21 protein-coding genes and 7 tRNA genes are annotated in these 24,289 nt (G+C 65.4%); 19 read left to right on the top strand and 9 right to left on the bottom strand.

From position 1 onward, the window contains the following. Positions 1-10 precede the first annotated feature (10 nt). The 3 genes from AB3X99_RS17735 (at position 11) to AB3X99_RS17725 (ending at position 3,571) form a co-directional block, all read left to right on the top strand. Positions 11-1,084, top strand: a complete 1,074-nt coding sequence (locus AB3X99_RS17735) for an ABC transporter permease (RefSeq protein ID WP_368617771.1) — start codon at positions 11-13, stop codon at positions 1,082-1,084. Further along, positions 1,081-2,700: an ABC transporter ATP-binding protein gene (locus AB3X99_RS17730; RefSeq protein WP_368617654.1), complete on the top strand. Its 1,620-nt coding sequence runs from the start codon at positions 1,081-1,083 to the stop codon at positions 2,698-2,700. Before AB3X99_RS17735 ends, AB3X99_RS17730 begins: the two co-directional genes overlap by 4 nt. A gap of 160 nt (positions 2,701-2,860) precedes the next feature. Further along, positions 2,861-3,571, top strand: coding sequence for a C40 family peptidase (locus AB3X99_RS17725; RefSeq protein ID WP_342945859.1), 711 nt, complete (start codon positions 2,861-2,863; stop codon positions 3,569-3,571). A 99-nt stretch (positions 3,572-3,670) separates the two neighbouring features. Here the strand turns inward: AB3X99_RS17725 and AB3X99_RS17720 are convergent, their stop codons facing one another. Then, on the bottom strand, positions 3,671-4,615 hold the full coding sequence (locus AB3X99_RS17720; RefSeq protein ID WP_342945858.1) for a patatin-like phospholipase family protein: 945 nt from the start codon (positions 4,613-4,615) through the stop codon (positions 3,671-3,673). Positions 4,616-5,092: 477 nt separating this feature from the next. On the opposite strand from AB3X99_RS17720, the gene gltX reads away from it, so the two are divergent. The 9 genes from gltX (at position 5,093) to AB3X99_RS17675 (ending at position 8,387) form a co-directional block, all read left to right on the top strand. Further along, entirely contained in the window at positions 5,093-6,514 is a 1,422-nt protein-coding gene (gene gltX / locus AB3X99_RS17715) for a glutamate--tRNA ligase (protein ID WP_368617653.1), read from the top strand. Positions 6,515-6,759: 245 nt separating this feature from the next. Further along, positions 6,760-6,835, top strand: a tRNA-Ala gene (locus tag AB3X99_RS17710). 55 nt (positions 6,836-6,890) lie between these two features. Continuing rightward, positions 6,891-6,966 (top strand) — tRNA-Glu (locus AB3X99_RS17705). Positions 6,967-7,041: 75 nt separating this feature from the next. Then, positions 7,042-7,118: transfer RNA gene (locus AB3X99_RS17700), tRNA-Asp, on the top strand. A 71-nt stretch (positions 7,119-7,189) separates the two neighbouring features. Next, a tRNA-Glu gene (locus AB3X99_RS17695) sits at positions 7,190-7,265 on the top strand. Positions 7,266-7,364: 99 nt separating this feature from the next. Then, positions 7,365-7,441: transfer RNA gene (locus AB3X99_RS17690), tRNA-Asp, on the top strand. A gap of 82 nt (positions 7,442-7,523) precedes the next feature. After that, a tRNA-Glu gene (locus tag AB3X99_RS17685) sits at positions 7,524-7,599 on the top strand. An 80-nt stretch (positions 7,600-7,679) separates the two neighbouring features. Beyond that, positions 7,680-7,756 (top strand) — tRNA-Asp (locus AB3X99_RS17680). 166 nt (positions 7,757-7,922) lie between these two features. Beyond that, positions 7,923-8,387 (top strand): GNAT family N-acetyltransferase, encoded by a 465-nt coding sequence (locus AB3X99_RS17675; protein WP_028204095.1) that lies wholly within the window; start codon positions 7,923-7,925, stop codon positions 8,385-8,387. A gap of 18 nt (positions 8,388-8,405) precedes the next feature. Here the strand turns inward: AB3X99_RS17675 and AB3X99_RS17670 are convergent, their stop codons facing one another. Further along, positions 8,406-9,338, bottom strand: a complete 933-nt coding sequence (locus AB3X99_RS17670) for a helix-turn-helix transcriptional regulator (RefSeq protein ID WP_342945855.1) — start codon at positions 9,336-9,338, stop codon at positions 8,406-8,408. A gap of 115 nt (positions 9,339-9,453) precedes the next feature. Between AB3X99_RS17670 and AB3X99_RS17665 the strand changes: the two genes are divergently transcribed. Beyond that, a complete protein-coding gene (locus AB3X99_RS17665; RefSeq protein WP_069265589.1) occupies positions 9,454-9,861 on the top strand; it encodes a gamma-glutamylcyclotransferase in 408 nt (135 codons plus the stop codon). Between the two features lie 94 nt (positions 9,862-9,955). On the opposite strand, the gene aceB is transcribed toward AB3X99_RS17665, so the two are convergent. Further along, complete coding sequence (gene aceB, locus AB3X99_RS17660) at positions 9,956-11,548, bottom strand: malate synthase A (protein WP_368617652.1); 1,593 nt, start codon at positions 11,546-11,548, stop codon at positions 9,956-9,958. Between the two features lie 68 nt (positions 11,549-11,616). Continuing rightward, entirely contained in the window at positions 11,617-12,390 is a 774-nt protein-coding gene (locus AB3X99_RS17655; protein WP_069265591.1) for a haloacid dehalogenase type II, read from the bottom strand. 165 nt (positions 12,391-12,555) lie between these two features. Between AB3X99_RS17655 and AB3X99_RS17650 the strand changes: the two genes are divergently transcribed. Further along, positions 12,556-13,458, top strand: a complete 903-nt coding sequence (locus AB3X99_RS17650; protein WP_069265592.1) for a LysR family transcriptional regulator — start codon at positions 12,556-12,558, stop codon at positions 13,456-13,458. Between the two features lie 192 nt (positions 13,459-13,650). Further along, positions 13,651-14,085: a universal stress protein gene (locus tag AB3X99_RS17645; protein ID WP_069265593.1), complete on the top strand. Its 435-nt coding sequence runs from the start codon at positions 13,651-13,653 to the stop codon at positions 14,083-14,085. A 244-nt stretch (positions 14,086-14,329) separates the two neighbouring features. Here the strand turns inward: AB3X99_RS17645 and aceA are convergent, their stop codons facing one another. From aceA to AB3X99_RS17630, 3 genes are all read right to left on the bottom strand, one after another. Beyond that, positions 14,330-15,637 (bottom strand): isocitrate lyase, encoded by a 1,308-nt coding sequence (gene aceA, locus AB3X99_RS17640; RefSeq protein WP_342945852.1) that lies wholly within the window; start codon positions 15,635-15,637, stop codon positions 14,330-14,332. Positions 15,638-16,047: 410 nt separating this feature from the next. Then, positions 16,048-17,760 (bottom strand): DEAD/DEAH box helicase, encoded by a 1,713-nt coding sequence (locus AB3X99_RS17635; protein WP_368617651.1) that lies wholly within the window; start codon positions 17,758-17,760, stop codon positions 16,048-16,050. Between the two features lie 412 nt (positions 17,761-18,172). After that, on the bottom strand, positions 18,173-18,442 hold the full coding sequence (locus tag AB3X99_RS17630; protein ID WP_028204087.1) for an acyl-CoA-binding protein: 270 nt from the start codon (positions 18,440-18,442) through the stop codon (positions 18,173-18,175). Between the two features lie 196 nt (positions 18,443-18,638). Between AB3X99_RS17630 and tsaB the strand changes: the two genes are divergently transcribed. Genes tsaB through AB3X99_RS17610 form a run of 4 tightly spaced genes read left to right on the top strand, consistent with a single transcriptional unit; the run spans position 18,639 to position 21,991 of the window. Then, on the top strand, positions 18,639-19,448 hold the full coding sequence (tsaB, locus tag AB3X99_RS17625) for a tRNA (adenosine(37)-N6)-threonylcarbamoyltransferase complex dimerization subunit type 1 TsaB (protein WP_368617650.1): 810 nt from the start codon (positions 18,639-18,641) through the stop codon (positions 19,446-19,448). Next, entirely contained in the window at positions 19,445-19,939 is a 495-nt protein-coding gene (gene rimI, locus AB3X99_RS17620) for a ribosomal protein S18-alanine N-acetyltransferase (protein WP_069265597.1), read from the top strand. Before tsaB ends, rimI begins: the two co-directional genes overlap by 4 nt. Continuing rightward, complete coding sequence (locus tag AB3X99_RS17615) at positions 19,926-20,948, top strand: uracil-DNA glycosylase family protein (RefSeq protein ID WP_368617649.1); 1,023 nt, start codon at positions 19,926-19,928, stop codon at positions 20,946-20,948. The genes rimI and AB3X99_RS17615 overlap by 14 nt, the downstream gene beginning before the upstream one ends. Further along, on the top strand, positions 20,945-21,991 hold the full coding sequence (locus AB3X99_RS17610) for a DUF1853 family protein (RefSeq protein WP_368617648.1): 1,047 nt from the start codon (positions 20,945-20,947) through the stop codon (positions 21,989-21,991). The genes AB3X99_RS17615 and AB3X99_RS17610 overlap by 4 nt, the downstream gene beginning before the upstream one ends. Before the next feature lie 16 nt (positions 21,992-22,007). Here AB3X99_RS17610 and thiD read toward each other — a convergent pair whose 3' ends face one another. Together thiD and lplT are read right to left on the bottom strand one after the other, a co-directional pair. Then, positions 22,008-22,814: a bifunctional hydroxymethylpyrimidine kinase/phosphomethylpyrimidine kinase gene (gene thiD / locus AB3X99_RS17605; RefSeq protein ID WP_368617647.1), complete on the bottom strand. Its 807-nt coding sequence runs from the start codon at positions 22,812-22,814 to the stop codon at positions 22,008-22,010. A gap of 116 nt (positions 22,815-22,930) precedes the next feature. Beyond that, positions 22,931-24,241 carry a lysophospholipid transporter LplT gene (gene lplT / locus AB3X99_RS17600; RefSeq protein ID WP_069265601.1) on the bottom strand — a complete coding sequence of 437 codons (1,311 nt, stop codon included), beginning with the start codon at positions 24,239-24,241 and terminating at the stop codon, positions 22,931-22,933. Positions 24,242-24,289: the final 48 nt, after the last annotated feature.

Below are 24,289 nucleotides of genomic sequence, written 5' to 3'. Positions count from 1 at the left end.
TGAACCCGAACTGCGTACCGAGAGCGTGCGCGCCTTCAAGTCGCCCACGCCCGCCCGTCGCGTGTGGCTGCGCTTCAAGCAGCAGCGCCTGGGCTACTGGAGCCTGATCGTGTTTCTTGTCGCGTTTGCGGCGAGTCTCGCGGGTCCGCTCTGGTGCAACGACAAGCCGCTTGTCGTGCGCTACGACGGGCACCTGTATTTCCCGCTGGTCAAGGACCATCCGGAAACCGCGTTCGGCGGCGATTTCCCGACGCCTGCCGACTACCTCGATCCGTACATTCGCCACCGCTTCGACGCGCCGGGCAACTTCGCGATCTATCCGCCGAATCCGTACTACTACGACACACTCAACTACTTCGCGAAAGTGCCGAACCCCGCGCCGCCGTCGCGCCAGAACTGGCTCGGCACCGACGAGAGCGGCCGCGACCTGTTCGCCCGCTTGCTGTACGGCTTTCGCGTGTCGGTTGAGTTCGCGCTCGTGCTGACTGCCATCGGCACGCTGCTCGGCGTGCTGGCGGGCGCGGTGCAAGGGTACTTCGGCGGCAAGGTCGATATCTTCGGACAGCGTCTCATCGAGATCTGGAGTTCGCTACCCGAGCTTTATCTGCTGATCATTTTCGCGGCGATCTTCGAGCCGGGCTTCGTGCTGCTGATCGTGCTGCTTTCGCTGTTCGGCTGGATCGGTTTGTCCGACTATGTGCGCGCGGAATTCCTGCGCAATCGCAACCAGGACTATGTGCTCGCCGCGCGCGCAATGGGCCTGTCGAACTGGCAGATCATCTGGCATCACGTGCTGCCCAACAGCCTCACGCCGGTCATCACGTTCCTGCCGTTTCGCATGAGCGGCGCGATTCTCGCACTCACGAGTCTCGACTTCCTGGGCCTTGGCGTGCCCGCACCCACGCCGAGCCTCGGCGAGTTGCTCGCACAGGGCAAGCGCAATCTCGACGCATGGTGGATCGCGCTCTCGACTTTCGGTGTGCTCGTGGCGACGCTGCTGCTGCTCACGTTCATCGGCGACGCGCTACGCAACGCGCTCGATACGCGTATTTCCGACGCCATGAAGGCCGGAGGCAACCAGTGAGCGCCGTGCCTCAGGACGCCGCCGCGCCGCTCCTCTCGATCGAGCACCTGAGCGTGCGCTTCGACGAGACGCTCGCCGTCGATGATGTCACGCTCGCGATCGGGCGCGGCGAGCGCGTGGCGCTCGTCGGCGAGTCGGGCTCGGGCAAGACCGTCACCGCGCTCGCGGTACTGCGCCTGCTGCAGGACGCGCAGATCAGTGGAAGCATCCGCCTCGACGGTGACGATCTGCTCGCGAAGAGCGAACGCGCGATGCGCGGTCTGCGCGGCAACGACGTCGCGATGATCTTCCAGGAACCGATGACGGCGCTCAATCCGCTCTACACGATCGGCGAACAGATCGCGGAAACCATCGTGCTGCACGACGGCGTCTCGAAGAAAGCGGCCTACGAGCAGGCGGTGGGACTGCTCGAGCGCACGGGCATTACCGAGGCGCGGCGGCGCGTGTCGAGTTATCCGCATCAGCTCTCGGGCGGCCAGCGCCAGCGCGTGATGATCGCGATGGCGCTCGCGTGCCGTCCGCGTCTGTTGCTCGCCGACGAGCCGACCACGGCGCTCGACGTGACGATCCGCGGCCAGATCGTCGATCTGCTGCTCGAGCTGCAGCGCGAGGAGGCGGCACGGCGCGGCATGTCGGTCTTGCTCATCACGCACGACCTGAACCTCGTGCGCCGCTTCGCGCAGCGCGTGGCCGTGATGGAGAAGGGCAGGCTCGTGGAGTCGGGCAGCGTCGAGCAGATTTTCGAGGCGCCGCAACATCCGTACACGCAACGGCTCATCGCGAGCCGTCCCGAGCGCCACGTGCTGCCCGTCCTGCCGATCGCGCCGGTTCTCCTGCAGGCGAAGGACGTGATCGTCGACTTCGCAACGAAGTTGCCGGGTTTTCGCGGCTGGTGGCAAAAGGGGCGTTATCGCGCCGTGAACGACGCGAACCTTGCGGTGCGCCAGGGTGAGACGCTTGGCATCGTCGGCGAGTCCGGATCGGGAAAAACGACGCTTGCGATGGCGATGTTGGGGCTGCAGCGAACGGCGAGCGGTATCGTCGAGTTCCAGGGGCGGCCCATCGCGAGATACACGGGCCGCGACAGGCTGTCGTTGCGCTCGCATCTGCAGGTTGTCTTTCAGGACCCGTTCAGTTCGCTTTCTCCGCGTCAAACCATCGAGCGCATCGTGGGGGAGGGGCTCGCGCTGCATCGGCCCGATCTTTCTATCGAGGAGCGGCGCAAGCGCGTTGTCGGCGTGCTGCGCGAAGTGGGCCTCGATCGCACCGCTTTGCACCGATACCCGCACGAGTTTTCGGGTGGCCAGCGCCAGCGTATCGCCATTGCGCGCACGCTGGTGCTGGAGCCTCGCGTGATCGTGCTCGACGAACCGACCAGCGCGCTCGACGTGTCAATCCAGCAACAGGTGTTGAGATTGTTGACGGATTTGCAACGCAAGTACAACCTGGGCTACGTGTTCATCAGCCACGACCTGGCGGTGATCGGCGCAATGGCGCACCGGGTGGTGGTGATGCAGGACGGGGCGATCGTCGAGTCGGGAGAGGTCGCGAATATCTTCGACAGACCCGCCCATCCTTACACCCGAAAATTGTTGAAAGCTGCATTCGATCGCTAGGCTTTGGCGGAACTTTAGAGCGAATTTCGGTGAAATTCACCAATGAGGTGAATGTCGCGATTGAATTTTTCTATTTGTTTTGACACACAAATACTTACTGGCTAGTATCGTCCAAACTTTTCCACTAACTCCCTGATTTACGGGCAATTTCTACCGACCAATGCAGCACCGATACTTGACCCAGGCTTGCACGCGCGTCGTCGCCGGGATGTTCATCGGCGTACTGATGGCCGCAGCTCCCGGCGCGTTCGCCGACGAAGTAAGCAGCTTTAGCCAGAATGCCTCATTTTCGCCGAGCAATTCGGCGAATCCGCAGTCCATCCCAGCAGTTCAGAACGCCCTCCAGAATGCCAACCAGGCGACCCCGGCGGCGGCTCCGGCCCCGACCGAAGGCGGCGCCAAGGCGTTCCTGTCCGGCATGGCCGGCAAAGCCGGCGACGTCGTTGTCGGCGCACTTAACATGATTGGTGTGCGTTACCGCTGGGGCGGCAACACGCCCGACTCCGGCCTCGACTGCAGCGGCTTCGTGCGCTACGTGTTCCAGGACACGCTCGGCATGTCGCTGCCGCGCCGCGCCGAGGAAATGAGCCGCGTGGGCGAGAAGGTCAGCATGAGCAACCTGAAGCCGGGCGACCTCGTGTTCTTCAACACGATGCGCCGCACGTTCTCCCACGTCGGCATCTACATCGGCGACAACAAGTTCGTGCATTCGCCGTCTACCGGCAGCACGATCCGCGTCGACGACCTCGACGACGGATACTGGGAAAAGCGCTTCACCGGTGCACGCCGCATCGAAACGTCGTTCACGGCGGATCAGCAGCAAAACCTCAAGCGCGTGAGCGCGCAGTTCGAGGGCAACGGCGGCAACTGATCGGGGTTTTGTAGCGAACAAAAAGCCTGCTTCTTGCGAAGCAGGCTTTTGCGTTTTTTGCGCCCGTGCGCCCGCTGAAGGGGCGCTCAGGTCAAGCGATCAGGCCGTCAGGCGCGCTGCAGCGAGCTTGCGCTCGAGTTCCGGCATAATGCGCGCCGCCGCTTCCTCGCCCGCGAGAATCGCCGCGTTGCGCTGAGTGAAGTCGCTGGACGACATCGCGTTGAGATTCGGGCGGATCACGATGTCGGCATACTTGTCGAGTTCGTAGGACTTGATCGTCTGGCCCATGATCGTGAAGGTCTGCATCAGCACGTCGAACTGGCTCAGCGTCGAGGCCGTTTCAGGGCGCGCCGAGATGTCCACGGCGATCACGAAGTCGGCGCCCATCTTGCGTGCGAACGAGGCCGGCACCGGGCTCACGAGGCCGCCGTCCACGTATTCGTGGCCCGCAATCTTCACCGGCTCGAAAATCGACGGAATGCTGCACGATGCGCGCACGGCAATGCCCGTGTTGCCGCGCTGGAACAGGATAGGCTGGCCAGTGCGCAGGTCGGTCGAGACGACGCCGAGCGGCTTCGCCATCTTCTCGATGGGCCGGTCGTGCAGCGTGGTGTTCAGATAGTTCTGGAGCGCCACGCCCTGCAGGAGGCCGCGCGTGCGAAACGGCATCGCCCAGTCGCTGATCGAGGCTTCGTCCATCGTCAGCGCGAGCTTGTTGAGCGCGAAACCGTTCATGCCCGAGGCGTAGAGCGCCGCGACGACTGAGCCCGCGCTCGTGCCGACCACGAAGTCGACTTGCACGTTGCGCGCCTCGAGCGCCTTGATCACGCCGATATGCGCAAAGCCACGCGCCGCGCCGCCGCCGAGCGCGAGGCCCACGCGAACCGGGCGCTGCGGCCTGGCGACGGGCGGCGGGGGCGCGGTGGTGACGGGCGGCGGGACACTGGCGGTTTGCGTGCCCGCGGTCGTGCAGGCGGCCAGGACGGAGGAGGCGGCCGCAAGCGAAAAGTGCCGGCGGCTCAATGAGGGCGATGACTGCTTCAAGAAGGTTCTCCATGCGGTCCGCGTGCGTGTCCGGCAAGGAACGACGCGGTACCCCGGTCTGCTCGCGCGGGCGGCCGAGTATCTGTGTTTGCGCGCGCGACGCCGCATCGTGGTGGCGGCGCGCCGACATCATAAGGCAAAGCGCGGCCGGTTTAGCAGGCGTGCATGTAACGCGATGTGACGCCAGATGACAACGCGCTCGACGGTTTGCGAGCGCATGCACGTTTGCATGAGAGAAACGGGCGCCCGCACGCGCACCCCGGGCCTCGCCCCCCAGGCCGAAGCGGTGCATGGCGGGTATAATCCCGTCTCTAATTTTCCGGATTCCCGTTCGTGTGCGCGAGGCTGCGCGCGCCCCCGGCGCTCCCGCGCTAGCCGCGCGGGCCGAACGCGCCGCGAACCCCGGCCGTCCGCCGCCGTCGCTGCTTTTGTTGCCAGCGCCGCGCTCCGGATGGCATCGTCTTCGAGTAATCGCCCATGACTACCTCTGTCGTCCGTACCCGCTTCGCGCCGAGCCCGACCGGCTTCATCCATCTCGGCAATATCCGTTCCGCGCTCTACCCGTGGGCGTTCGCGCGCCACAACAAGGGCGTCTTCGTGCTGCGGATCGAAGATACCGATCTCGAGCGTTCGACGTCGGAATCGGTCGATGCGATCCTCGAAGGCATGGAATGGCTCGGCCTGAATTTCGACGAAGGTCCGTTCTACCAGATGCAGCGCATGGACCGTTATCGCGAAGTGCTCAGGCAGATGCAGGAGCAGGGCCTCGTGTACCCGTGCTACATGTCGACCGAAGAGCTCGACGCGCTGCGCGAGCGTCAGCGCGCGGCCGGCGAGAAGCCGCGCTACGACGGCACGTGGCGCCCGGAGCCGGGCAAGGTGCTGCCCACGCCGCCGGCGGGGGTGCAGCCGGTGCTGCGCTTTCGCAACCCGCTCACGGGCGTGGTGGCATGGGACGACGCCGTCAAGGGCCGCGTGGAGATCTCGAACGAAGAGCTCGACGACCTCGTGATCGCGCGCCCGGACGGCACGCCGACCTACAACTTCTGCGTGGTCGTGGACGATCTCGACATGAAGATCACGCACGTGATTCGCGGCGACGATCACGTGAATAACACGCCGCGCCAGATCAACATCCTGCGCGCGCTCGGCGGCGAGCCGCCGGTCTACGCGCACCTGCCTACCGTGCTCAACGAGCAGGGCGAAAAGATGAGCAAGCGCCACGGCGCGATGAGCGTGATGGGTTATCGCGATGCGGGCTATCTGCCGGAAGCGGTCCTCAACTATCTCGCACGTCTGGGTTGGTCGCACGGCGACGCCGAAGTGTTCACGTGCGAGCAGTTCGTGGAGTGGTTCGATCTCGAGCATCTCGGCAAGTCGCCCGCGCAATACGACCACAACAAGCTCAACTGGCTCAACAACCACTACCTGAAGGAAGTGGACAACGTGCGCCTCGCCGCGCTCTCGAAGCCGTTCTTCGCTGCCCTCGGCGTGGACGAGGCGGCGCTCGCCAAGGGGCCGTCGCTCGAAGGCGTGGTCGCGCTTTTCAAGGACCGTGCGAACACGATCAAGGAGATCGCCGAGAGCGCGATGATGTTCTACCGCGAGCCGCAGCCGGAAGCCGAAGCGCTCGCACAGCACATCACGGAAGCCGTACGCCCCGCGCTCGCCGATCTCGTCGTCGCGCTCAAGGGCGCGGAGTGGACGAAGGAGGGCGTCTCGGCAGCGCTGAAGGCGACGCTCGCCACACACAAGCTCAAGATGCCCCAGCTCGCGATGCCGGCCCGCCTGCTCGTGGCAGGGACGACGCATACGCCTTCGGTCGATGCGGTGCTCGTGCTGTTCGGCCGCGATGCGGTGGTGAGCCGCCTCGAGAAGGGCATTTCGGCTGCAAAGTAAAAATTTTGAAGAATATTCGCCCGGACCCTAGCGCCCGGGCGGCAGTTCTTGTAGTATTCGGGCTCCGTTGAATACGGAGCGCGAGGGAGTCGCAAACAAGCGGCAAATAAGCAGCAAATCTCACGCAAAGAGCCGCAGAATCGGGCAACGATGTTTCAAGGAAACCTCGAAGCGCTTCAAAAAACGATTCAAAGGCTCTTGACGAAAGCGAAATTGATGTTTAAAATCTCGCTTCTGTTCTGCAAGGGGGTATAGCTCAGCTGGGAGAGCGCTTGCATGGCATGCAAGAGGTCAGCGGTTCGATCCCGCTTACCTCCACCAACAGAACATGCAGTAAGCAGTAGAGTGCGGTAAAGGCATTATCTGAAAAGATCATGTCCCCTTCGTCTAGAGGCCTAGGACATCACCCTTTCACGGTGAGTACAGGGGTTCGAATCCCCTAGGGGACGCCAGACATGAGCGTCGTCAATGAGATTGGCGTAGCATCAGGTGGAAATCAACCGACATCCATCTGACTGTGTCGAACTGGAGCGGTAGTTCAGTCGGTTAGAATACCGGCCTGTCACGCCGGGGGTCGCGGGTTCGAGTCCCGTCCGCTCCGCCAGATCGAGCCCGTTCAGAAACTGTGAGCGGGCTTTTTAGTTAAAGTGACGATTACAGGCGAAAGCCCGTGTTGTCCCCTTCGTCTAGAGGCCTAGGACATCACCCTTTCACGGTGAGTACAGGGGTTCGAATCCCCTAGGGGACGCCAAATCAAAATGCGGCGCCAGAGAAGTAGCACTGCGAGCGAGCAGTGTGGCGACGCCGCCAGCGGGAATCGACCGACGCCCGCCGGTGTGAGCAGTAAGCTGGAGCGGTAGTTCAGTCGGTTAGAATACCGGCCTGTCACGCCGGGGGTCGCGGGTTCGAGTCCCGTCCGCTCCGCCAGTTTCAAAGCTGTTCCGTCGTTGCTTCGGCAATGGCGAACCGCTGCAGTTCAAAGGTGTAAGCCTGCGCTTATACCCGTGTTGTCCCCTTCGTCTAGAGGCCTAGGACATCACCCTTTCACGGTGAGTACAGGGGTTCGAATCCCCTAGGGGACGCCAAATCAAAATGCGGCGCCAAAGAGTCATGCGGCGACGCCGCCAGCGGGAATCGACCGACGCCCGCCGGTGAGCAGCAAGCTGGAGCGGTAGTTCAGTCGGTTAGAATACCGGCCTGTCACGCCGGGGGTCGCGGGTTCGAGTCCCGTCCGCTCCGCCAGAACGAAGCCCGTTGGATACGTCCAACGGGCTTTTTCTTTTTCCACAGACGTTTCTCGCGCTTCCATCCCCATCCTTCATTTCGTTTGCCGTACGGACAATCTGCGATTGCCGGCGGCCGCGCGTTATCGTAGCGTTGTCGAAACCTGGTTTCCTCGCTTGCCGACATGTTCGCACCGAACGACATCCCGTCGCCGTTTCAGCTGCGCCGCGCCACCATGGACGATTTCGAGTTCGCGGAGACGCTCACGCGCAATAACATGGGTGGCTACTATCTGCGGCATCACCTCGTCTGGCGCGGCGATCTCTTTCTGGCGAGCTATCGCGAGTCGGAGAACTTCATTCTCGAACTCGATGGCGAGGCGATTGGCGTGCTGCGCGTGACGCAGGAGGGCGACTCGCTGCACATTCGCGATGTGCAGATCGCCCAGGGGTATCGCGGCAATGGCGCCGGCACGTTCCTGCTCGATATCTCGCACCAGTGGGCCCGCGAGCGCGGCCTGCGCGAGCTGCAACTGCGCGTGTTCGTCGACAATCCGGCCGCGCGACTTTACTTGCGCATGGGTTATCGCGTGGCGGGTCCGAGGCTTGCGCGCCTGGGCTCGATTCGCCATATGACGCGGCTCGTCTGAGCCTGGCCGCTTTCCCACTTAACGCGTGTCGTCGTCGCGCCCGGCGGCCACGGAATCTTCCGGTTCGTCCGCATCGCGGTCACCCGTGCCGCGCGCGATGAAGGCGCGCGGGCTCTCGCCGAAGGCACGGCGAAACATCGCCGAAAACGCACTCTGGCTCCGGTAGCCGAGTTCCTGCGCCACGACGGCCATCGGGCGTCCCTGATTGAGCAGTGGGATCGCGCGCGCGAGAATCGCCTGCTGGCGCCACTGCGAAAAGCTCACCCCCAGTTCCTGCCGGAAGAGCCGCGCGATCGTGCGCGTGCTCGCGCCCACGTGTGCGGCCCAGTATTCGAGCGAGCCGGGTCCCGCCGGATCGGCGATCAGCGCTTCGCATAACGCGCGCAGGCGCTTTTCCTCGGGCATCGGCACGGCGAGCGGCAGCGGCGCCGAGCGCGTGATCTCGTCGAGCGCCAGCGCGCCGAGCAGGCGCTCACGCGCGGTGGGAATGCCGCGCTCGTCGAGTGCTGCGATCGTCTCGCGCAGCAGGCCTGAGACTTCGACCACGCGACACGCGTCGAGGCCGGGCGGAATCACCGATTCGTCTACGTAGAGCGTGCGCAGGAACGCGTCCTCGACGATCGCCACTTCGTGTGTGATGTGAGGCGGCACCCAGATCGCGCGCGAGGGCGGCACCATCCACGTCGTGCCGGGCGTCGCCATACGCAGCACGCCGCGCGAGGAGTAGGCAAGCTGCGCCCACGCATGCGTGTGCTGCGCGATGCACACACCCGACGGCATGGGACGCGAGCGTACGCGGATCGGATGCGTGGGCGTCGGCGCGAACTCGGGCGGGATATCGACGAGTTCGGCGCGCGGCAGCGCATCGTTGCGTGCATCGCTGGATGCGAAGCGGGGCAGATCCTCTGGCATGACGGGCAGGGCGACGGGTTTGGCGACGAGTGCGCCCATTGTAGACGTCTCGCGCTCGAGGGCCTTGACCGCACGCCATTCGTGGCCGTGCATAATGTGGACGAATCGACGGCGTGCTCGTGTGGCGCGCGCCGTCCTGAAGGAGAGAAAAGCCATGAAATACGTGTTCGTCTACGGCACGCTGCGCGCGGGCGAGATCAACGACATCAACCTCGCGGCCGATCGCAACGCGATCGCGCGCCCGCGTCACCTCGGTCTCGCCACGCTCGCCGGCCGGCTCTTCGACTTCGGCAGTTATCCCGGGATGGTGGCCGGATCGGCGAATGCGCAATCGACGGTCGTCGGCGACGTCTACGAGATCGACGACGCGCTCCTCGCCGTGCTCGACGAAATCGAGCAGGTGTATCCGGGCGTCGACAACTTGTTCGTTTCGCAGGAAGTGGATATCGAGGTGCAGGGCGAACGCATCGCTTGCCTCTACTATCCGGTCGCGTCGGCCGCCATTGCCGGACGCCCCGAGATCGCAGGCGGCGACTGGGTCGCGCATCGGCGCGGGCGCTGACAACTCAAGACGCGGCGCGTGAAAACACCAAGGCCCGGCGGGCTCACACCCGCCGGGCCTTATTCGTCGGCGATTCGTTAGACGTACCGAACGATTAGATCTCTTCGTACAGCGGCAGCGTCAGGAACTCGACGAAGCTTTCCGACGTCGACATCTGTTCGAAGATCTGCGCTGCGCGCTCGTACGGCTTCGTGTCGCCGCCGACCGACGCCTTCACCTTGTCCAGCTCCTGCGGGATCAGTTCGCGCACGAGTTCGGCCGTGACCTTGCGGCCGTCTTCGAGCTTGCCCTTGGGCGAGCGGATCCACTGCCACACCTGCGAGCGCGAGATTTCGGCGGTCGCGGCGTCTTCCATCAGGTTGTGGATCGGCACGCAGCCATTGCCCGCGAGCCACGAGCCGAGGTAGTGGATGCCCACGTTGATGTTGTTGCGCAGGCCCGTCTCGGTGATCGGCGCTTCCGGACGGAAGTCGAGCAGATCCTTGCCCGTGACGTTCACGTCCGCGCGCTGCTTGCCGATCTGGTTCGGCTTGTCGCCGAGCACCTTCACGAACTCTTCCATCGCGATGGGCACGAGGCCCGGGTGCGCAACCCAGCCGCCGTCGTAGCCATCGGTCGCGTCACGCGCCTTGTCCGAACGCACGCCGCCCATGGCCTTGTCGTTGGCGGCTGCGTCGTTCTTGATCGGGATGAGTGCGCTCATGCCGCCGATCGCCGGTGCGTTGCGCTTATGGCAGGTCTTGAGCAGTTCGAGCGCGTAGGCGCGCATGAACGGCACGGTCATCGTGATCTGCGCGCGGTCGGCAAGACAGAAGTCCTTGTCGTTCTTGAACTTCTTGATCGCCGAGAAGATGTAGTCCCAGCGGCCGGCGTTCAGGCCCGAGCTGTGCTCGCGCAGTTCATAGAGGATTTCGTCCATCTCGAACGCGGCGAGGATCGTCTCGACCAGCACCGTCGCGCGGATCGTGCCGCGCGGGATGCCCACACCTTCCTGCGCCGCGACGAAGACGTCGTTCCACAGGCGCGCTTCGAGGTGGCTTTCCATCTTCGGCAGATAGAAGTACGGGCCGCTGCCGCGCGAAATCAGTTCCTTCGCGTTGTGGAAGAGATAGAGCGCGAAGTCGAAGATGCCGCCCGACACACGCTGACCGTCCACCGTCACGTGCTTCTCGTCGAGGTGCCAGCCGCGCGGACGCACGATCAGCGTGGCGGTCTTGTCGTTGAGCTGGTAGGTCTTGCCGTTCTGTTCGAGCGAAATCGTGCGGCGCACTGCGTCCTTCAGGTTGAGCTGGCCGACGATCTGGTTTTCCCAGTTCGGCGCGTTCGAGTCCTCGAAGTCAGTCATGTACGAGTCCGCGCCCGAGTTCAGCGCGTTGATGATCATCTTGCGTTCGACCGGGCCCGTGATTTCCACGCGGCGGCATTCGAGATCCTTCGGCAGCGCCGCGATCTTCCAGTCGCCTTCGCGGATCGATTTCGTGTCGGCAAGAAAGTCGGGGCGCTCGCCGGCGTCGAGGCGCTTGGTGCGCTCGACGCGTGCCTTCAGCAGTTCCTGGCGGCGCGGCTCGAATGCGCGGTGCAGCTTCGCGACGAGTTCGAGCGCTTCGGGCGTGAGGATCGTTTCGAAGCCGGGCCGGATGTCAGCCGTGATCTGCATGCCTTGCGGCAGTTGCAACGTGTTCGCCATTTGCTTGCTCCTTGGTCGGTCAGATTGTGAATGTGTGGTTGTTGTGGCTGCGGCGAGCGGCGTGTCTGTCACGCGCCCGGGCTGGGGCGAGGGCGGCTTTGCCGCTCGGGCGCAGCGGTTTCGAGAAAGGCGGCGAGTTCTGTCATGCCGCTGCCGGTGCCATGCGGCGCCACGCCGAGCTCTTCGGCGGGCAAGCGCTGGCGATTGATCCAGAACGTGGTGTAGCCGAACCAGCCGGCGCCCGCGGCGTCCCAGCCGTTCGACGACACGAACACGAGGTCGCGTGGCGCGGCGTCGAAGGCGGCCGAGCCGAGCGAATACGCGGCGGCGGCCGGCTTGTAGGCGCGCACGGCATCGACCGACAGCACGTGGTCGAAGAGGCCGCTCATGCCGGCGCTCTTCACCGCGATGTCGAGCATCTGCGGGTTGCCATTCGAGAGGATCGCCAGGCCCATGCGCGTGCCGTCTTCGCGTGGCTCACGCAGGCGGCGCAGCACGGGCAGCACGTCGGGGAAAGCCGACAGGCAGGCGTATTCGTCCATGAGGCGCTTTTCGCCCGCGCCCGTGAGCGACAGGTTCAGGCGGCGCGCGGCGTAGCGCAGGGCGTCGAGCGTGATGTCCCAGAACGGGCGATAGCGCGCGCCGGCCGGGTCGGAGAGCGTGCGCAACTGCGTGTACTCGATCTGCTTCAGGCGCCACAGCTGCGAGAGCGCCTCGCCCTGGCCGGGGAACATCTGCTCGGCGGCAGCGACGACCGAATGCACGTCGAAAAGCGTGCCGTACGCGTCGAAAACAACTGCCTTGGGAAATCGTGTCGTTGAGGGTGTCGTTGTGGCCGACATAGCCTTGCACTCCATCTTCAGAGGTCGAGGTCGATTGTATTCATGAGTCGTATCACTGAAAAAGGCGGGATTGATCACTTGATCTTTTACTTTTACCCACCTAATCTGTCGACCTGCGTTCTCTTTTCCACTGTTTCTGTCGCCCAGTGCGCGCAGCATCCACCGATGGACCGCTTCAAACAGATCGAGACTTTCGTCACCGTGGCCGCCAAGGGCAGCCTGTCCGCCGCCGCCCAGGCCGAGGGCGTGGCGCCCGCCATCATCGGCCGGCGCATCGATGCGCTGGAAGAGCGCCTCGGCGTGAAACTGCTCGTGCGCACCACGCGGCGCATTACGCTCACGTTCGAAGGATCGGCGTTTCTCGAGGACTGCCAGCGCATCATTCACGACATGCAGAACGCCGAGGCGAGTGTGTCCGAGGGCGGCGTGAAGGCGAGCGGGCACCTGCGCGTGTCCGCGCCGGCTGGTTTTGGGCGTCGCCATGTCGCGCCGCTCGTGCCCGATTTCACGGTTGCGCATCCGGACGTGAGCATCGCGCTCGATCTTTCGGACCGGCTCGTCGATCTCGTCAACGAAGGCTTCGACTGCGCCGTGCGCCTGGGCGAATTGCCCGATTCGTCTCTCGTGTCGCTCAAGCTCGGCGAGAACCGCCGCGTGTGCGTGGCGGCGCCCGCGTATCTGTCGCGCCGCGGCGAGCCCGAAACGCCCGCCGACCTCGCGCGCCATAACTGTCTCGCTTTCGGCGCGAGCCTGAACCAGCAGCGCGGCTGGGCGTTCCAGCAGGACGGCAAAGTGGTGTCGATCCGCGTGGCGGGCACGATGGAATGCTCGGACGGCGCCGTGCTGCATGAGTGGTGTCTCGCGGGCCACGGTCTGGCATGGCGCTCGTGGTGGGAAGTCGGCGAGGACATCGCGGCGGGCCGGCTCGTGAGCGTGCTCGACGCATTCGCCGCGCCGCCCATCGGCATTCACGCCGTGTTTCCGCAGCGCCGCCATCTGCCGCTGCGCGTGCGCCTCTTTCTCGACTATCTCAAGCATACCTACGGTCAACCCGGTTACTGGGGATAGGGCGCAGTGCGCGTTTCCGATATCCGGGATGACCCGCACGCATGGCTTGCAGCGATTTATCGCGCACTACAATCGACCCTGAGGGCCCAGGCGCTCGCCCGCGCGAGACGCCTGCTGAGTCTTTGCCCCCCGTTTCGAACCTTGACTTTGATTCTAGCCTTGCCCGTAATCCGATAGACCACGGAGGGCGCCATGTTCAAGCACATCCTCGTTCCGACGGACGGCTCGGAACTGTCGAAGAAAGCGATCAACGGCGCGATCGATCTCGCGCGCACAGTGGGCGCGCGCGTCACGGCCTACGCATGCCTGCCGCAATATCCGTACTCGCCTTACGCCGACGTGGTGATCGAGCCGCCCGGTGACTTCCAGACGCGCAGTGAGCGAGAGGCGCGAGTGCATCTGGACGAAATCGAGGCGGCGGCGCGTAGCGCGGGCGTGGTCTGCGACAGCCGCACGAGCGTGCATCCCTCGCCGTATCTCGGCATCATCGAAGCCGCCGAAGCGGGCGGCTGCGATGTCATCTTCATGGCCTCGCACGGGCGTCGCGGGCTGGGCAGCCTGCTGATCGGCAGCGAGACGCAGCGCGTGCTTACGCATACGAAGATTCCGGTGATCGTGTATCGCTAGCTGGCGCTTTTCCAGGTTTCGCGATGAAGCACGAGGCCATGCTCGCCCGCTGCGTTGGCTGAGCGAGCCACGGGCCGGATTCTGTCCAGCACGCGCGGCCGGTGTCCTCTACCGCTTCCTCCCTGAACGCCCTGCGGCATGCGCTCGTGCCGCGTCGCCAGGCGGCCGGCGCGCCCCGCCAAGGTACGCGTGCCGGCCGCCTGTTCGAGCGCGGCGGCTGGCGCCGCCGTTGCTGCCGGTGGTCTTACGCCACCTTCTTGTCGAAGAACTGTTCGTCTTCCGTCGAGCCGTGCAGCGCCGTGGTCGACGCTTCGCGCTCGACCGTCTGCGTCACGGCGTCGAAGTAGCCGGTGCCCACTTCGCGCTGATGCTTCACGGCGGTGAAGCCCTTCTCGGCGGCGGCGAACTCGGCCTGCTGGAGTTCCACGAACGCGCTCATGTTCTGGCGTGCGTAGCCGTGCGCGAGGTTGAACATCGAGTAGTTGAGCGAGTGGAAGCCCGCGAGCGTGATGAACTGGAATTTGTAGCCCATGGCGCCCAGCTCGCGCTGGAAGCGGGCGATCGTCGCGTCGTCGAGGTTCTTCTTCCAGTTGAACGACGGCGAGCAGTTGTACGAGAGCAGCTTGCCCGGGAACTGCTTGTGGATCGCTTCCGCGAACTTCTTCGCGAACTCCAGATCCGGCTTGCCCGTTTCGCACCAGATCATGTCGGCGTACGGCGCGTAGGCGAGACCGCGCGAGATGGCCTGCTCGAGGCCGTTCTTCGTGCGGAAGAAGCCTTCGACGGTGCGCTCGCCGGTGAGGAACGGGCGGTCGTTATCATCGATGTCCGAGGTCACGAGGTCGGCGGCTTCCGCGTCGGTGCGGGCGAGCAGCACGGTCGGCACGCCGCAGACGTCGGCGGCCAGACGCGCGGCGGTGAGCTTGGCGACGTTCTCGCGCGTCGGCACGAGCACCTTGCCGCCCATGTGGCCGCACTTCTTCACCGAGGCGAGCTGGTCTTCGAAGTGCACGCCCGCGGCGCCCGCTTCGATCATCGCCTTCATCAGTTCGAACGCGTTGAGCACGCCACCGAAGCCGGCTTCCGCGTCGGCCACGATCGGCTGGAAGTAATCCACGTAGCCTTCGTCGCCGGGGTTCTTGCCTTCGGACCACTGGATCTGGTCGGCGCGCGTGAGCGTGTTGTTGATGCGCTTGACCACCTGCGGCACCGAGTTGGCCGGGTAGAGCGACTGGTCCGGGTACATTTCGCCGGCGAGGTTGGCGTCGCCCGCGACCTGCCAGCCCGAGAGATAGATCGCCTTGAGACCGGCCTTCACTTGCTGCATGGCCTGGTTGCCCGTGAGCGCGCCCAGTGCGTTGATGAACGGCTCGGTGTTCACGCCTTTCCAGAGCTTTTCGGCGCCGTGCTTCGCGAGCGTGTGCTCCGGCTGGAGCGAGCCGCGCAGGCGCACCACGTCTTCCGCCGTGTAGTTGCGCTTGATGCCCTTCCAGCGCGGATCGGTTTCCCATTGCTGTTGGAGTTGCTGAGCTTGCTGTTGACGAGTCGACATGGTGGGCTCCTTCGTTTGCCTGATAAGGGGATCGCTGAAACGAAACTGCTGAACCGCTGAATCGCGAAACGCAAGCGCCGGTGTTCTGGTGTTTCGTTTCGCGAACTCTTATATAAGAGTCTAGGCAAATCGATCGACGGGCAACAGGCGGGCAATGGGCTTTTTGGAGGTTTTTTATTTAAACAAAATCAATGTGTTATGCAATTTGTTTTGTGATGTGAAACGCAATTTTCCATCTTGCAATGGGTCCCTTTGTGCCACGCAGCACGATTTTTTACGAAGCAAAAAAATTTTTCACATCGTGAAATCTGCGCGGAGATAAAAAAAGACCGGTGCCTAAGCACCGGTCCTGGGTATTTCGCTGTGGCGGCGGGGCGGCTCGAAGGCCGCGCCACGCCGTTTTAGGCGATTTAGCTGTCGCGACGCGCGCCACGCGGGCCGTCGTTACGGCGCGCGCCGTAACCGCCACCGCCTTCGCGCGAGCGGCCGTAGCCTTCGCGTTGCTGGCCGTAGCCGCCGCGGTTACCTTCGCCGCGCGAGCCGCCGCCGAAGCCGCCTTCACGCGAACCCGAGTTGTAGCCGCCTTCGCGGGCGCCGTAGCCGCCGCGCGAGCCTTCCGGCTTGTTGCCCCAGCTGTTGCCGTTGCGCTCGCCGCCGTTGCCGCCATTGCCGCCACGGGCGCCGTAGCCACCCGGCTTGCCGTTACCGTTGCCGAAGCGACGGCCACCGCCATTGCCGCCACCCGGGCGACCGCGGCCGCCAAAGCCACGGTTGGCCGGCGGCGCCTTGCGCGGCTCGAAGCCTTCCACGACGTTCACCGGCAGCGGCGAACGCACGAAGCGCTCGATACGCTTGAGGGCGCCTTGCTCGGCGTGATGCACGAGGCTCACCGCGGTGCCCGAGCGGCCGGCACGGCCGGTACGGCCGATACGGTGCACGTAGTCTTCGGCGAACTTCGGCAGGTCGTAGTTGAACACGTGCGTGATGCCGGGGATGTCGATACCGCGCGCCGCGACGTCGGTCGCGACGAGTACGCGCACGCGACGCTCGCGCAGCGCACGGATCGTGCGGTTACGCGCGCCTTGCGGCAGGTCGCCGTGCAGCGCGGCGCTTTCGAAGCCAGCGTCGGCGAGCTTGCCGGCGAGCTGGTCAGCGTCCATCTTGGTCGCCGTGAACACGACAGCCTGGTCGAGGCTCTCGTCGCGCAGCAGATGGTCGAGCAGACGATCCTTGTGATCGCGGTCGTCCACGTAGTGCACGGTTTGCGCGATGTTCGAGGCTGCCTCGACCTTGCGCACGATCTCGATGCGCTCCGGGTCCTTCAGCAGGCGGCCGGTGATCGAAGCGATCTTGCCGTCGAGCGTGGCCGAGAACAGCATCGTCTGACGCGTTTCGGGCGTAGCGGCGACGATCGTGTCGATGTCGTCGATGAAGCCCATGTCCAGCATGCGGTCGGCTTCGTCGAGCACGAGCATCTTGAGTTCGGACAGGTCGATGCGGCCGCGCTCGAGGTGATCGAGCAGACGGCCCGGGGTCGCCACGAGAATCTCGGGGTTCTTTGCGAGCAGCATCAGCTGCTGGCCGTAAGCCACGCCGCCGAGAATGCTGACCGTGCGCAGGCGGCGCAGGTGCTTGCCGTACGTCGAAGCAGCCGTGGTCACCTGCATCGCGAGTTCACGCGTGGGCGTGAGGACGAGGAGACCGGGGCGTGCCACCGGTTGCGGACGGCGCTGGCGGCGATCGCCTTGCGGGCCGTTCGCGCCTTGCGGGCGCGGCTCGCGCGGCTGGGCGGCCAGGGCCTTCTGGATCTGCGCGAAGCGCTCGATGGCGGGCAGCATGAAGGCTGCGGTCTTGCCCGAACCGGTCGGGCTCGAGACCAGCAGGTCGCGTCCGGCGATGGCGACAGGAATGGCGCGTTCCTGCACCGGCGTCGGAGCCTTGTAGCCCGCTGCGATCAGCGCGGAGACGATCTCCGGCGACAGACCGAGTGCCGCGAACGCCGCACCGTCGGTCACATCGGCGGCCTGCGCGGGGGCTTCAACGGAAGCGTCGGCGGCGGCGGAAAGACCGAGGGCCTGATCGGCGATTGCGTCCAGGGGGCTTTGGGTATTGCTCGAAGTCATGAAAATCCTTGTTACACAGGAAATAGAACGTCGGCGCCAATCGGCATACCCAAGTCGTCGGATTTTGCGAACAAATCGAAAAACGGGGGCAATCCGCACACAATGGCGGATTTTTCGTTAGAAGCTGTTTTGGGTGCGGCTCAGGCCGGGATTGGCCAGCCGCCAGCCTGATATTGACGGCCCCAAAAAAAGGGCCATGGCAGGGGGGGACAGGTTCTAAACTGGATTGGAGCTTAACGCTACGAGGCGTTGTGCTGATCGAACGAGCGACCGGAGCACAACGCAGCGCGCAGTATATCTCGTTTTGTTGCGACGCGCCAGAGCGACACACCGCGAGGGCACGGGTGCGGCGGTGTGACGCAGTGGGCGGGGCGCCTCAACTCGTCACGCGCGCCTTGTCAGTTGCGCGCGTTCAGCTCGTGGCGCCGCTCTTGAGCGATTCAACCAATTCTACGTATTGCTGCCTGGCCGTTTCCTGCGCGGTGCCTTGCAGCGCGGCCCACGCTTCGTACTTGTACTTGCCGACGATATCCGTGAAGCCGGGCTTGTCGCCGTGCACGTCGCCTTCGGTGGCCTGCTTGAAGAGTGCATAGAGGCGCAGCAGCGTCAGATTGCCGGGGCGCTCCGGCAGTTGCTGCACGTCTTGCTGGGCTTGGGCGAACTGAGTGTTCACGTCGCTCATGATTGTTTCCTCCGCATAGTGGTTCAGGTCAGCGCGCCGATGGTAGCAGCGCAAACCCCGGAAAAGCTGGAGCGATTCCTCCACTCGTGCCGGGCACGGGTGGGCCAGAGGAGGCCATGACGCCTGACCCTTGTGCATCCGCCGGTTGGCGAGAGCCCTGGGCCCGCGCGGAGGGCGGGGCATTACAATAGCGCTCATGACCGAAACCGTGCTGCTTGCCCTCGATACTTCGACCGAATATTGCTCGGTCGCGCTGCTTCGCGTCGCCCCTGGCGGCGCAGATCTTTCTCCCTCTACCGGCGGCGAGGCTGCTACCGCGTCGCGCTCGGAAGTCAGCGTCTGGGTGCGCCACGAAGCCACCGGTGCCGTCTCCAGCACGCGGCTCCTGCCGGCCATTGGCGAATTGTTCGACGAAGCCGGCCTCACGCTCGCCGACTGCGACGCGATCGCGTTCGGCGCGGGCCCGGGCTCCTTCACGGGGCTGCGCACGGCGACGGGCGTGGCACAAGGGCTTGCGTTCGGCCTCGATATCCCGGTGGTGCCCGTGGGCACGCTGCTCGTGTGTGCGGAGAGCGCGAGGCTGCGCGATCCCGCCGCGACCCGCGTGCTGGCCGCGCTCGACGCGCGCATGGACGAAGCCTACTGGGCCGACTACGCGTGGGATGCCGCAGCCGGCGACTGGCGCACGCTGCAGGCCGCATCGCTCGACTCGCCGGAGCATATCGCCGCGCCCGACGCGCCGTTCACGCTGGCGGGCAACGCCGCCGCAGCGTTCGGCGCGCGCCTGACGGCCGCCGCCGCCGCGCGCACGATCGACGCCGAGGCGCTCCCGCACGCGCTGCCGCTGGCGCACGCGGCGTTGCGCGCGTATCGCGCGGGCCACACGCAACCCGCCGACCAGGCTGCGCCCGAATACGTGCGCAACAAGGTCGCGCAGACCACGGCCGAGCGCCTGGCCGCGAAGGCTGCCGCTCACGGTGGCGCAGGCGGAGAGGGCGCGCAATGAGCGGCGTGCTCATGACCGACCGCTACCTGTCGCCGATGACCGAAAGCGACCTGGACGAAGTCGCGATCGTCGAGCGTTCCGCCTATGAGTTTCCGTGGTCGCGCGGCAACTTCGAGGATTCGCTGCGCAATGGCTACTACGGGCTGTGCATGCGCCATGTCACCGGCACGCTGATCGGTTATTGCGTGCTGATGCCCGTGGTCGACGAGATGCATCTGCTGAATCTGTGTGTTGCGCCTCAGGCGCAGGGCGCGGGCGCGGGGCTCGCCATGCTGCGCGAGGCGGTGCGCATTGCGCGCACGCAGGGGCTCGAAGGCCTGCTGCTCGAAGTCCGGCCTTCGAATCACCGGGCAATCCGGCTGTACGAACAGTTCGGCTTCGTCACGATCGGCCGCCGCAAGAACTACTATCCGGCCCGGCACCACAGCCGCGAGGACGCACTCGTGATGCGTTTTTCTTTTGCAGGGGAGGGCGCGGATGTCGCTCGATGAGATCGCGCTGGAGGAGCTTGGGCTCGCGCCGCGCTGGGTGCGCAAAGGGGCGCGGCGTGCTGCGCCGCTCGAAGCAGTGCGCGAAGATGAGGCCGCTGCGCCGCTCGAAGCAGCGCGCGAAGATGAGGCCGCTGCGCCGTCGTCCGCGGTGACACGCGCGCAAGCCGAGGCGCCGGCGGCGCCGGTGGTGCCGGTCGTGCATCGTCCGGTCGCTGCGGCGGAGCGGTCCGAAATACACCCGGCCGCCGCGGAGCGCTCGCAAGCACCGCAGCCCGTTGCGCGCGCTGCTTCGCCATCGACGCCCACACCGCGTTCATCGGACGAACCGCCGCCCCTCACCGACGAAGATTTCGCCTGGTTCGACACAGTGGCCCAGCCGGTTCTGCCTCACGACGCCGAGCCGGCGCAGGCTGACGGCGCACCGCGCAACGATGTCGCGACGCTCGACTGGGACGCGCTCGCCGAATGCGTGGCCTCGTGCACGCGTTGCCGCCTGTGCGAGAAACGCACCAACACCGTGTTCGGCGTAGGCGATCGCGCGGCCGACTGGATGCTGATCGGCGAGGCGCCCGGCGAGAACGAGGACCGCCAGGGCGAGCCCTTCGTCGGGCAGGCCGGCAAGCTGCTCGACAACATGCTGCGCGCGCTCTCGCTCGCCCGTGGCGAGAACGTCTATATCGCGAACGTCATCAAGTGCCGCCCGCCTGGCAACCGCAATCCGGAACCCGACGAGGTCGCGCGCTGCGAGCCGTATCTGCAGCGGCAGGTGGCGCTCGTGAAGCCGAAGATCATCGTCGCGCTCGGGCGTTTCGCGGCGCAAAGCCTGCTCAAGACCGATGGCAGCATCGCGTCGCTGCGCGGACGCGTCCACGAATACGAGGGCGTGCCCGTCATCGTCACCTATCACCCCGCTTATTTGCTGCGCAGCCTGCACGACAAGGCGAAGGCCTGGACCGACCTCTGTCTCGCCCGCGACACCTGGCGTGCGGCGTCCGGCGGCGAGCAATGAACGCCGCGCGGCCCGCGAACGTATCCGGCGCACAATGTGCCGGGGGCGACGGCGGGCCGCAAGACGATGCAGGTTCTCAGCGTGTGCCTGGTAGCGGCGCGAACCGCGACATACTCGATCGCCTCGCCGATCCGGCCGTGCGCGATCTCGCGTGGCTGCTTTTCAGTGCGGATCTGTTGCGTGCGCAACCACCGCTCGCTCCATTGGCGCAATGGTGCGCCGATGCCGATGAAGCGCGCGCCACACGCGACTGGCTCGCGCAACTCGATCGCGATCCGGCGCGGCTGCATGAAGCGCTCATGGCCGCGCCGACGCACCGCCTCGGCCGCTATGCCGAAAATCTGCTGGGATGGTTTCTCGCGCATGGACCGGCGGCGCAGCTCGTCGCGCAGAACGTGCCGCTGCGCCGTGCGGGGCTCACGCTCGGCGAGTGCGATTTTCTCGTGCGCACGCGGGCCGGCGAACGTCTGCATTGGGAGCTGGCGGTGAAGTGCTACCTGCACGCAGGACCGAGCGATGACACACGTGCGTCGCTCGCCGAATTCGTCGGGCCGAATCTGCGCGATCGCTTTGATCTGAAACTGACGCACCTGCGCGACCGTCAACTGCGTTTAAGCGCACACGAAGAATTCGCTTCGCTGGGCTACGAAGGCCATTGGCTCGCGCAGATGTTCGTGAAAGGCTGGCTCTTCTACCGGGCGGGAGAGGGGGCGCCGTCACGGGTGGAGGACGCCTCCGAGCTGACCGCAGATCATGGGCGTGGCTGGTGGGTGACGTGCTCGAACTGGCCGGCGTTCGCCGGGCAACAGGCCGCCGATGGCTGGAGCGTCCTGCCGAGGCTCGCATGGCTCGCGCCGCGCAGGCTGGCGGACGCGCCCTGCGTCGACCCCAACGCGTTACTCGATGCGTTAGCCCGGCCAGACGAGCCCGCGCTGATCGCGGCATTCACGCCCGACACCGCAGGCGGCTACCGCGAACAGTCGCGCGGCTTCATCGTTCCCGACGACTGGCCTGCGCGCGCCGCGGCATTTGCACGTCAATAAGCGCGCGCAAGCACGCTCACCACCAGCGCCAGAAGTGATGCACGGGTCCGACGCCATGACCGACGTCGAGCCGCTCACTGGCCTCGAGCGCCGCCGTCAGATACTGCTTGGCTTCGCCAATGGCCATTGCGAGCGTCCCGCGCTGCGGCCACAGTGCGGCAATCGCAGACGAGAGCGTGCAGCCCGTGCCGTGCGTATTCGAGACCGGCACGCGCGGGCCGCCCAGGCGCAGCGTGCCGCCGGCTTCGATGAGCCAATCGGGGCTGTCCGCGCTGCCCAGATGCCCGCCTTTCATGAGCACCGCCTGCGCCCCGAGCGCGCGCAGCGCTTCGCCTTGCTCGACCATTGCGGCTTCGTCTGCGGCGGCCGGCACGCCGAGCAGCGCCGCGGCCTCCGGCAGATTCGGCGTGACGACGCCCGCTAGCGGCAGCAGCTCCTCGCGCAGCGCAGCGACGGCTTCGGGCGCGAGCAGGGCGTGATTGCTCTTCGAGATCATCACGGTGTCGAGCACGACGCGCGGCGGCTGATGGCGGCACAGCGCGTCGGCGACGGCGCGCACGATCTGCGCGTTGGCGAGCATGCCGATCTTCACGGCGTCGATGCGGATGTCGTCGAACACAGCGTCGAGCTGCGCGGTGACGAAGCCCGCGTCGGGCGCGTGGATTGCGGTGACGCCGCGCGTGTTCTGCGCGGTGAGCGCCGTGATGACGCTCGCGCCGTACGCGCCGAGCGCGGAGAACGCCTTGAGGTCGGCCTGAATGCCCGCACCGCCGCCCGAGTCGGAGCCGGCGATCGTGAGAACGTTGGAAATCGGTGAAGTCATGGCAGCGTCAGGTGCGCGTCGCGCGCGGCCGGGTCGACAAGACGTGCCGCGCGTGCGCAGGGAAGGATCGATTCAGCAGAGGTGTTGGCCGGACGGTGTGCGGTCAGGCGCGCCCATCAATGCCTGTGATTTTCGCCGATCAGCGCGACCGAGTCGAACGAGCGTTGATTCGCCTGGTGGCGGCGCATCACGAGCCACATCATCAGACAGACGAACGTGCCGAACAGCACGATCACGATCGTCACCGGCACGTCGAGCCAGACGAGCACGGCGTAGAGGCACAGCATCACGAGCACCGAGAGGTTCTCGTTGAAGTTCTGCACGGCGATGGAGTGGCCCGCGGAGAGCAGCACGTGGCCGCGGTGCTGGAGCAGCGCGTTCATCGGCACGACGAAGAAGCCCGAAAGGCCGCCTACGACCATGAGGAAGATGTACGCAAAAATCAGGTAGCCGGGAATGCGCATGTGGCCGATATGCAGGCCCCAATGCGGCGGAAAGAGATGGCGCGTGTAGAACGCCATGAGCATGACCGCGAGACCCATGATGATGCCGACCGGCAGCACCGAGAGCGACTTCTTGAGCGGCACGCGCGCGGCCGCGATCATGGCGCCGGCCGCCACGCCCACTGCCACCACGGCCTGCAGCACAGCGCCTTCGGAGAGCGACATGCCGAGTGAGACTTCGGCCCACTTGAGCACGATGAATTGCAACGTCGCGCCCGCGCCCCAGAAGAGCGTCGTGACCGCGAGCGAGATCTGCCCGAGCTTGTCGCGCCAGAGCGTGTTGAAGCAGTCGGCGAAGTCGCTGATGAGGCGGATGACACCGTGCTGCTGGCGCGGGTAGCGTGCGCCGGTGTCGGGAATGCGCAGATTGAAGAGGGCGGCGATTACGTAAATCACCATGATGACGACCATCGCGGCTTCGGCGGGCGTGCTGATCGCGGCGGGCGTATGGCGCAGCACATGCGACGCGATGTGGGGGCTGATCAACGCGCCGCCGAGCACGGTGCCGAGAATGATCGAGCCGACTGTCGTGCCCTCGATCCAGCCGTTGGCGGCGACGAGGCGCTCAGGCGGCAGCAGCTCGGTCAGGATGCCGTACTTGGCGGGAGAATAAGCCGCAGCCCCGAAACCCACAACGCCATAGGCGAACAAGGGATGGGTGCCTGCCAGCATCATGGCGCAGCCCACGACCTTGATCGTGTTCGTGATGAACATCACGCGGCCCTTAGGGCGGGAATCTGCGAAGGCGCCGACGAAGGCGGCAAGAACGACGTAGGAGAGGACGAAGAACAGCTTGAGCAGCGGCGTCATCCAGTTCGGGGCGTGGAGGTCTTTCAGCAGTGCAATTGCAGCGATGAGGAGCGCATTGTCGGCCAACGACGAAAAAAACTGCGCGGCCATGATGGTGTAAAAGCCTTTTTTCATCTGATGCGATGCTTTCCTCGCTGCGGTCCGTCCGCCCCGGACGGGTGG

The organism is Paraburkholderia sp. BR10882 (assembly GCF_040948855.1).
Classification (GTDB): Bacteria; Pseudomonadota; Gammaproteobacteria; order Burkholderiales; family Burkholderiaceae; genus Paraburkholderia; species Paraburkholderia nodosa_A.
This window is presented reverse-complemented; position numbering and strand designations above follow the sequence as displayed.

Coding starts and splice junctions, on each gene's coding strand:
- AB3X99_RS17630 (WP_028204087.1), bottom strand. CDS start 18,442: ATGAGCGACGTGAACACTCAGTTCGCCCAAGCCCAGCAAGACGTGCAG.
- aceA (WP_342945852.1), bottom strand. CDS start 15,637: ATGTCGACTCGTCAACAGCAAGCTCAGCAACTCCAACAGCAATGGGAA.
- AB3X99_RS17655 (WP_069265591.1), bottom strand. CDS start 12,390: ATGTCGGCCACAACGACACCCTCAACGACACGATTTCCCAAGGCAGTT.
- thiD (WP_368617647.1), bottom strand. CDS start 22,814: ATGACTTCACCGATTTCCAACGTTCTCACGATCGCCGGCTCCGACTCG.
- AB3X99_RS17615 (WP_368617649.1), top strand. CDS start 19,926: ATGTCGCTCGATGAGATCGCGCTGGAGGAGCTTGGGCTCGCGCCGCGC.
- AB3X99_RS17610 (WP_368617648.1), top strand. CDS start 20,945: ATGAACGCCGCGCGGCCCGCGAACGTATCCGGCGCACAATGTGCCGGG.
- AB3X99_RS17665 (WP_069265589.1), top strand. CDS start 9,454: ATGAAATACGTGTTCGTCTACGGCACGCTGCGCGCGGGCGAGATCAAC.
- aceB (WP_368617652.1), bottom strand. CDS start 11,548: ATGGCGAACACGTTGCAACTGCCGCAAGGCATGCAGATCACGGCTGAC.
- lplT (WP_069265601.1), bottom strand. CDS start 24,241: ATGAAAAAAGGCTTTTACACCATCATGGCCGCGCAGTTTTTTTCGTCG.
- rimI (WP_069265597.1), top strand. CDS start 19,445: ATGAGCGGCGTGCTCATGACCGACCGCTACCTGTCGCCGATGACCGAA.
- tsaB (WP_368617650.1), top strand. CDS start 18,639: ATGACCGAAACCGTGCTGCTTGCCCTCGATACTTCGACCGAATATTGC.
- AB3X99_RS17645 (WP_069265593.1), top strand. CDS start 13,651: ATGTTCAAGCACATCCTCGTTCCGACGGACGGCTCGGAACTGTCGAAG.
- AB3X99_RS17650 (WP_069265592.1), top strand. CDS start 12,556: ATGGACCGCTTCAAACAGATCGAGACTTTCGTCACCGTGGCCGCCAAG.
- AB3X99_RS17635 (WP_368617651.1), bottom strand. CDS start 17,760: ATGACTTCGAGCAATACCCAAAGCCCCCTGGACGCAATCGCCGATCAG.
- AB3X99_RS17725 (WP_342945859.1), top strand. CDS start 2,861: ATGCAGCACCGATACTTGACCCAGGCTTGCACGCGCGTCGTCGCCGGG.
- AB3X99_RS17675 (WP_028204095.1), top strand. CDS start 7,923: ATGTTCGCACCGAACGACATCCCGTCGCCGTTTCAGCTGCGCCGCGCC.
- AB3X99_RS17670 (WP_342945855.1), bottom strand. CDS start 9,338: ATGGGCGCACTCGTCGCCAAACCCGTCGCCCTGCCCGTCATGCCAGAG.
- gltX (WP_368617653.1), top strand. CDS start 5,093: ATGACTACCTCTGTCGTCCGTACCCGCTTCGCGCCGAGCCCGACCGGC.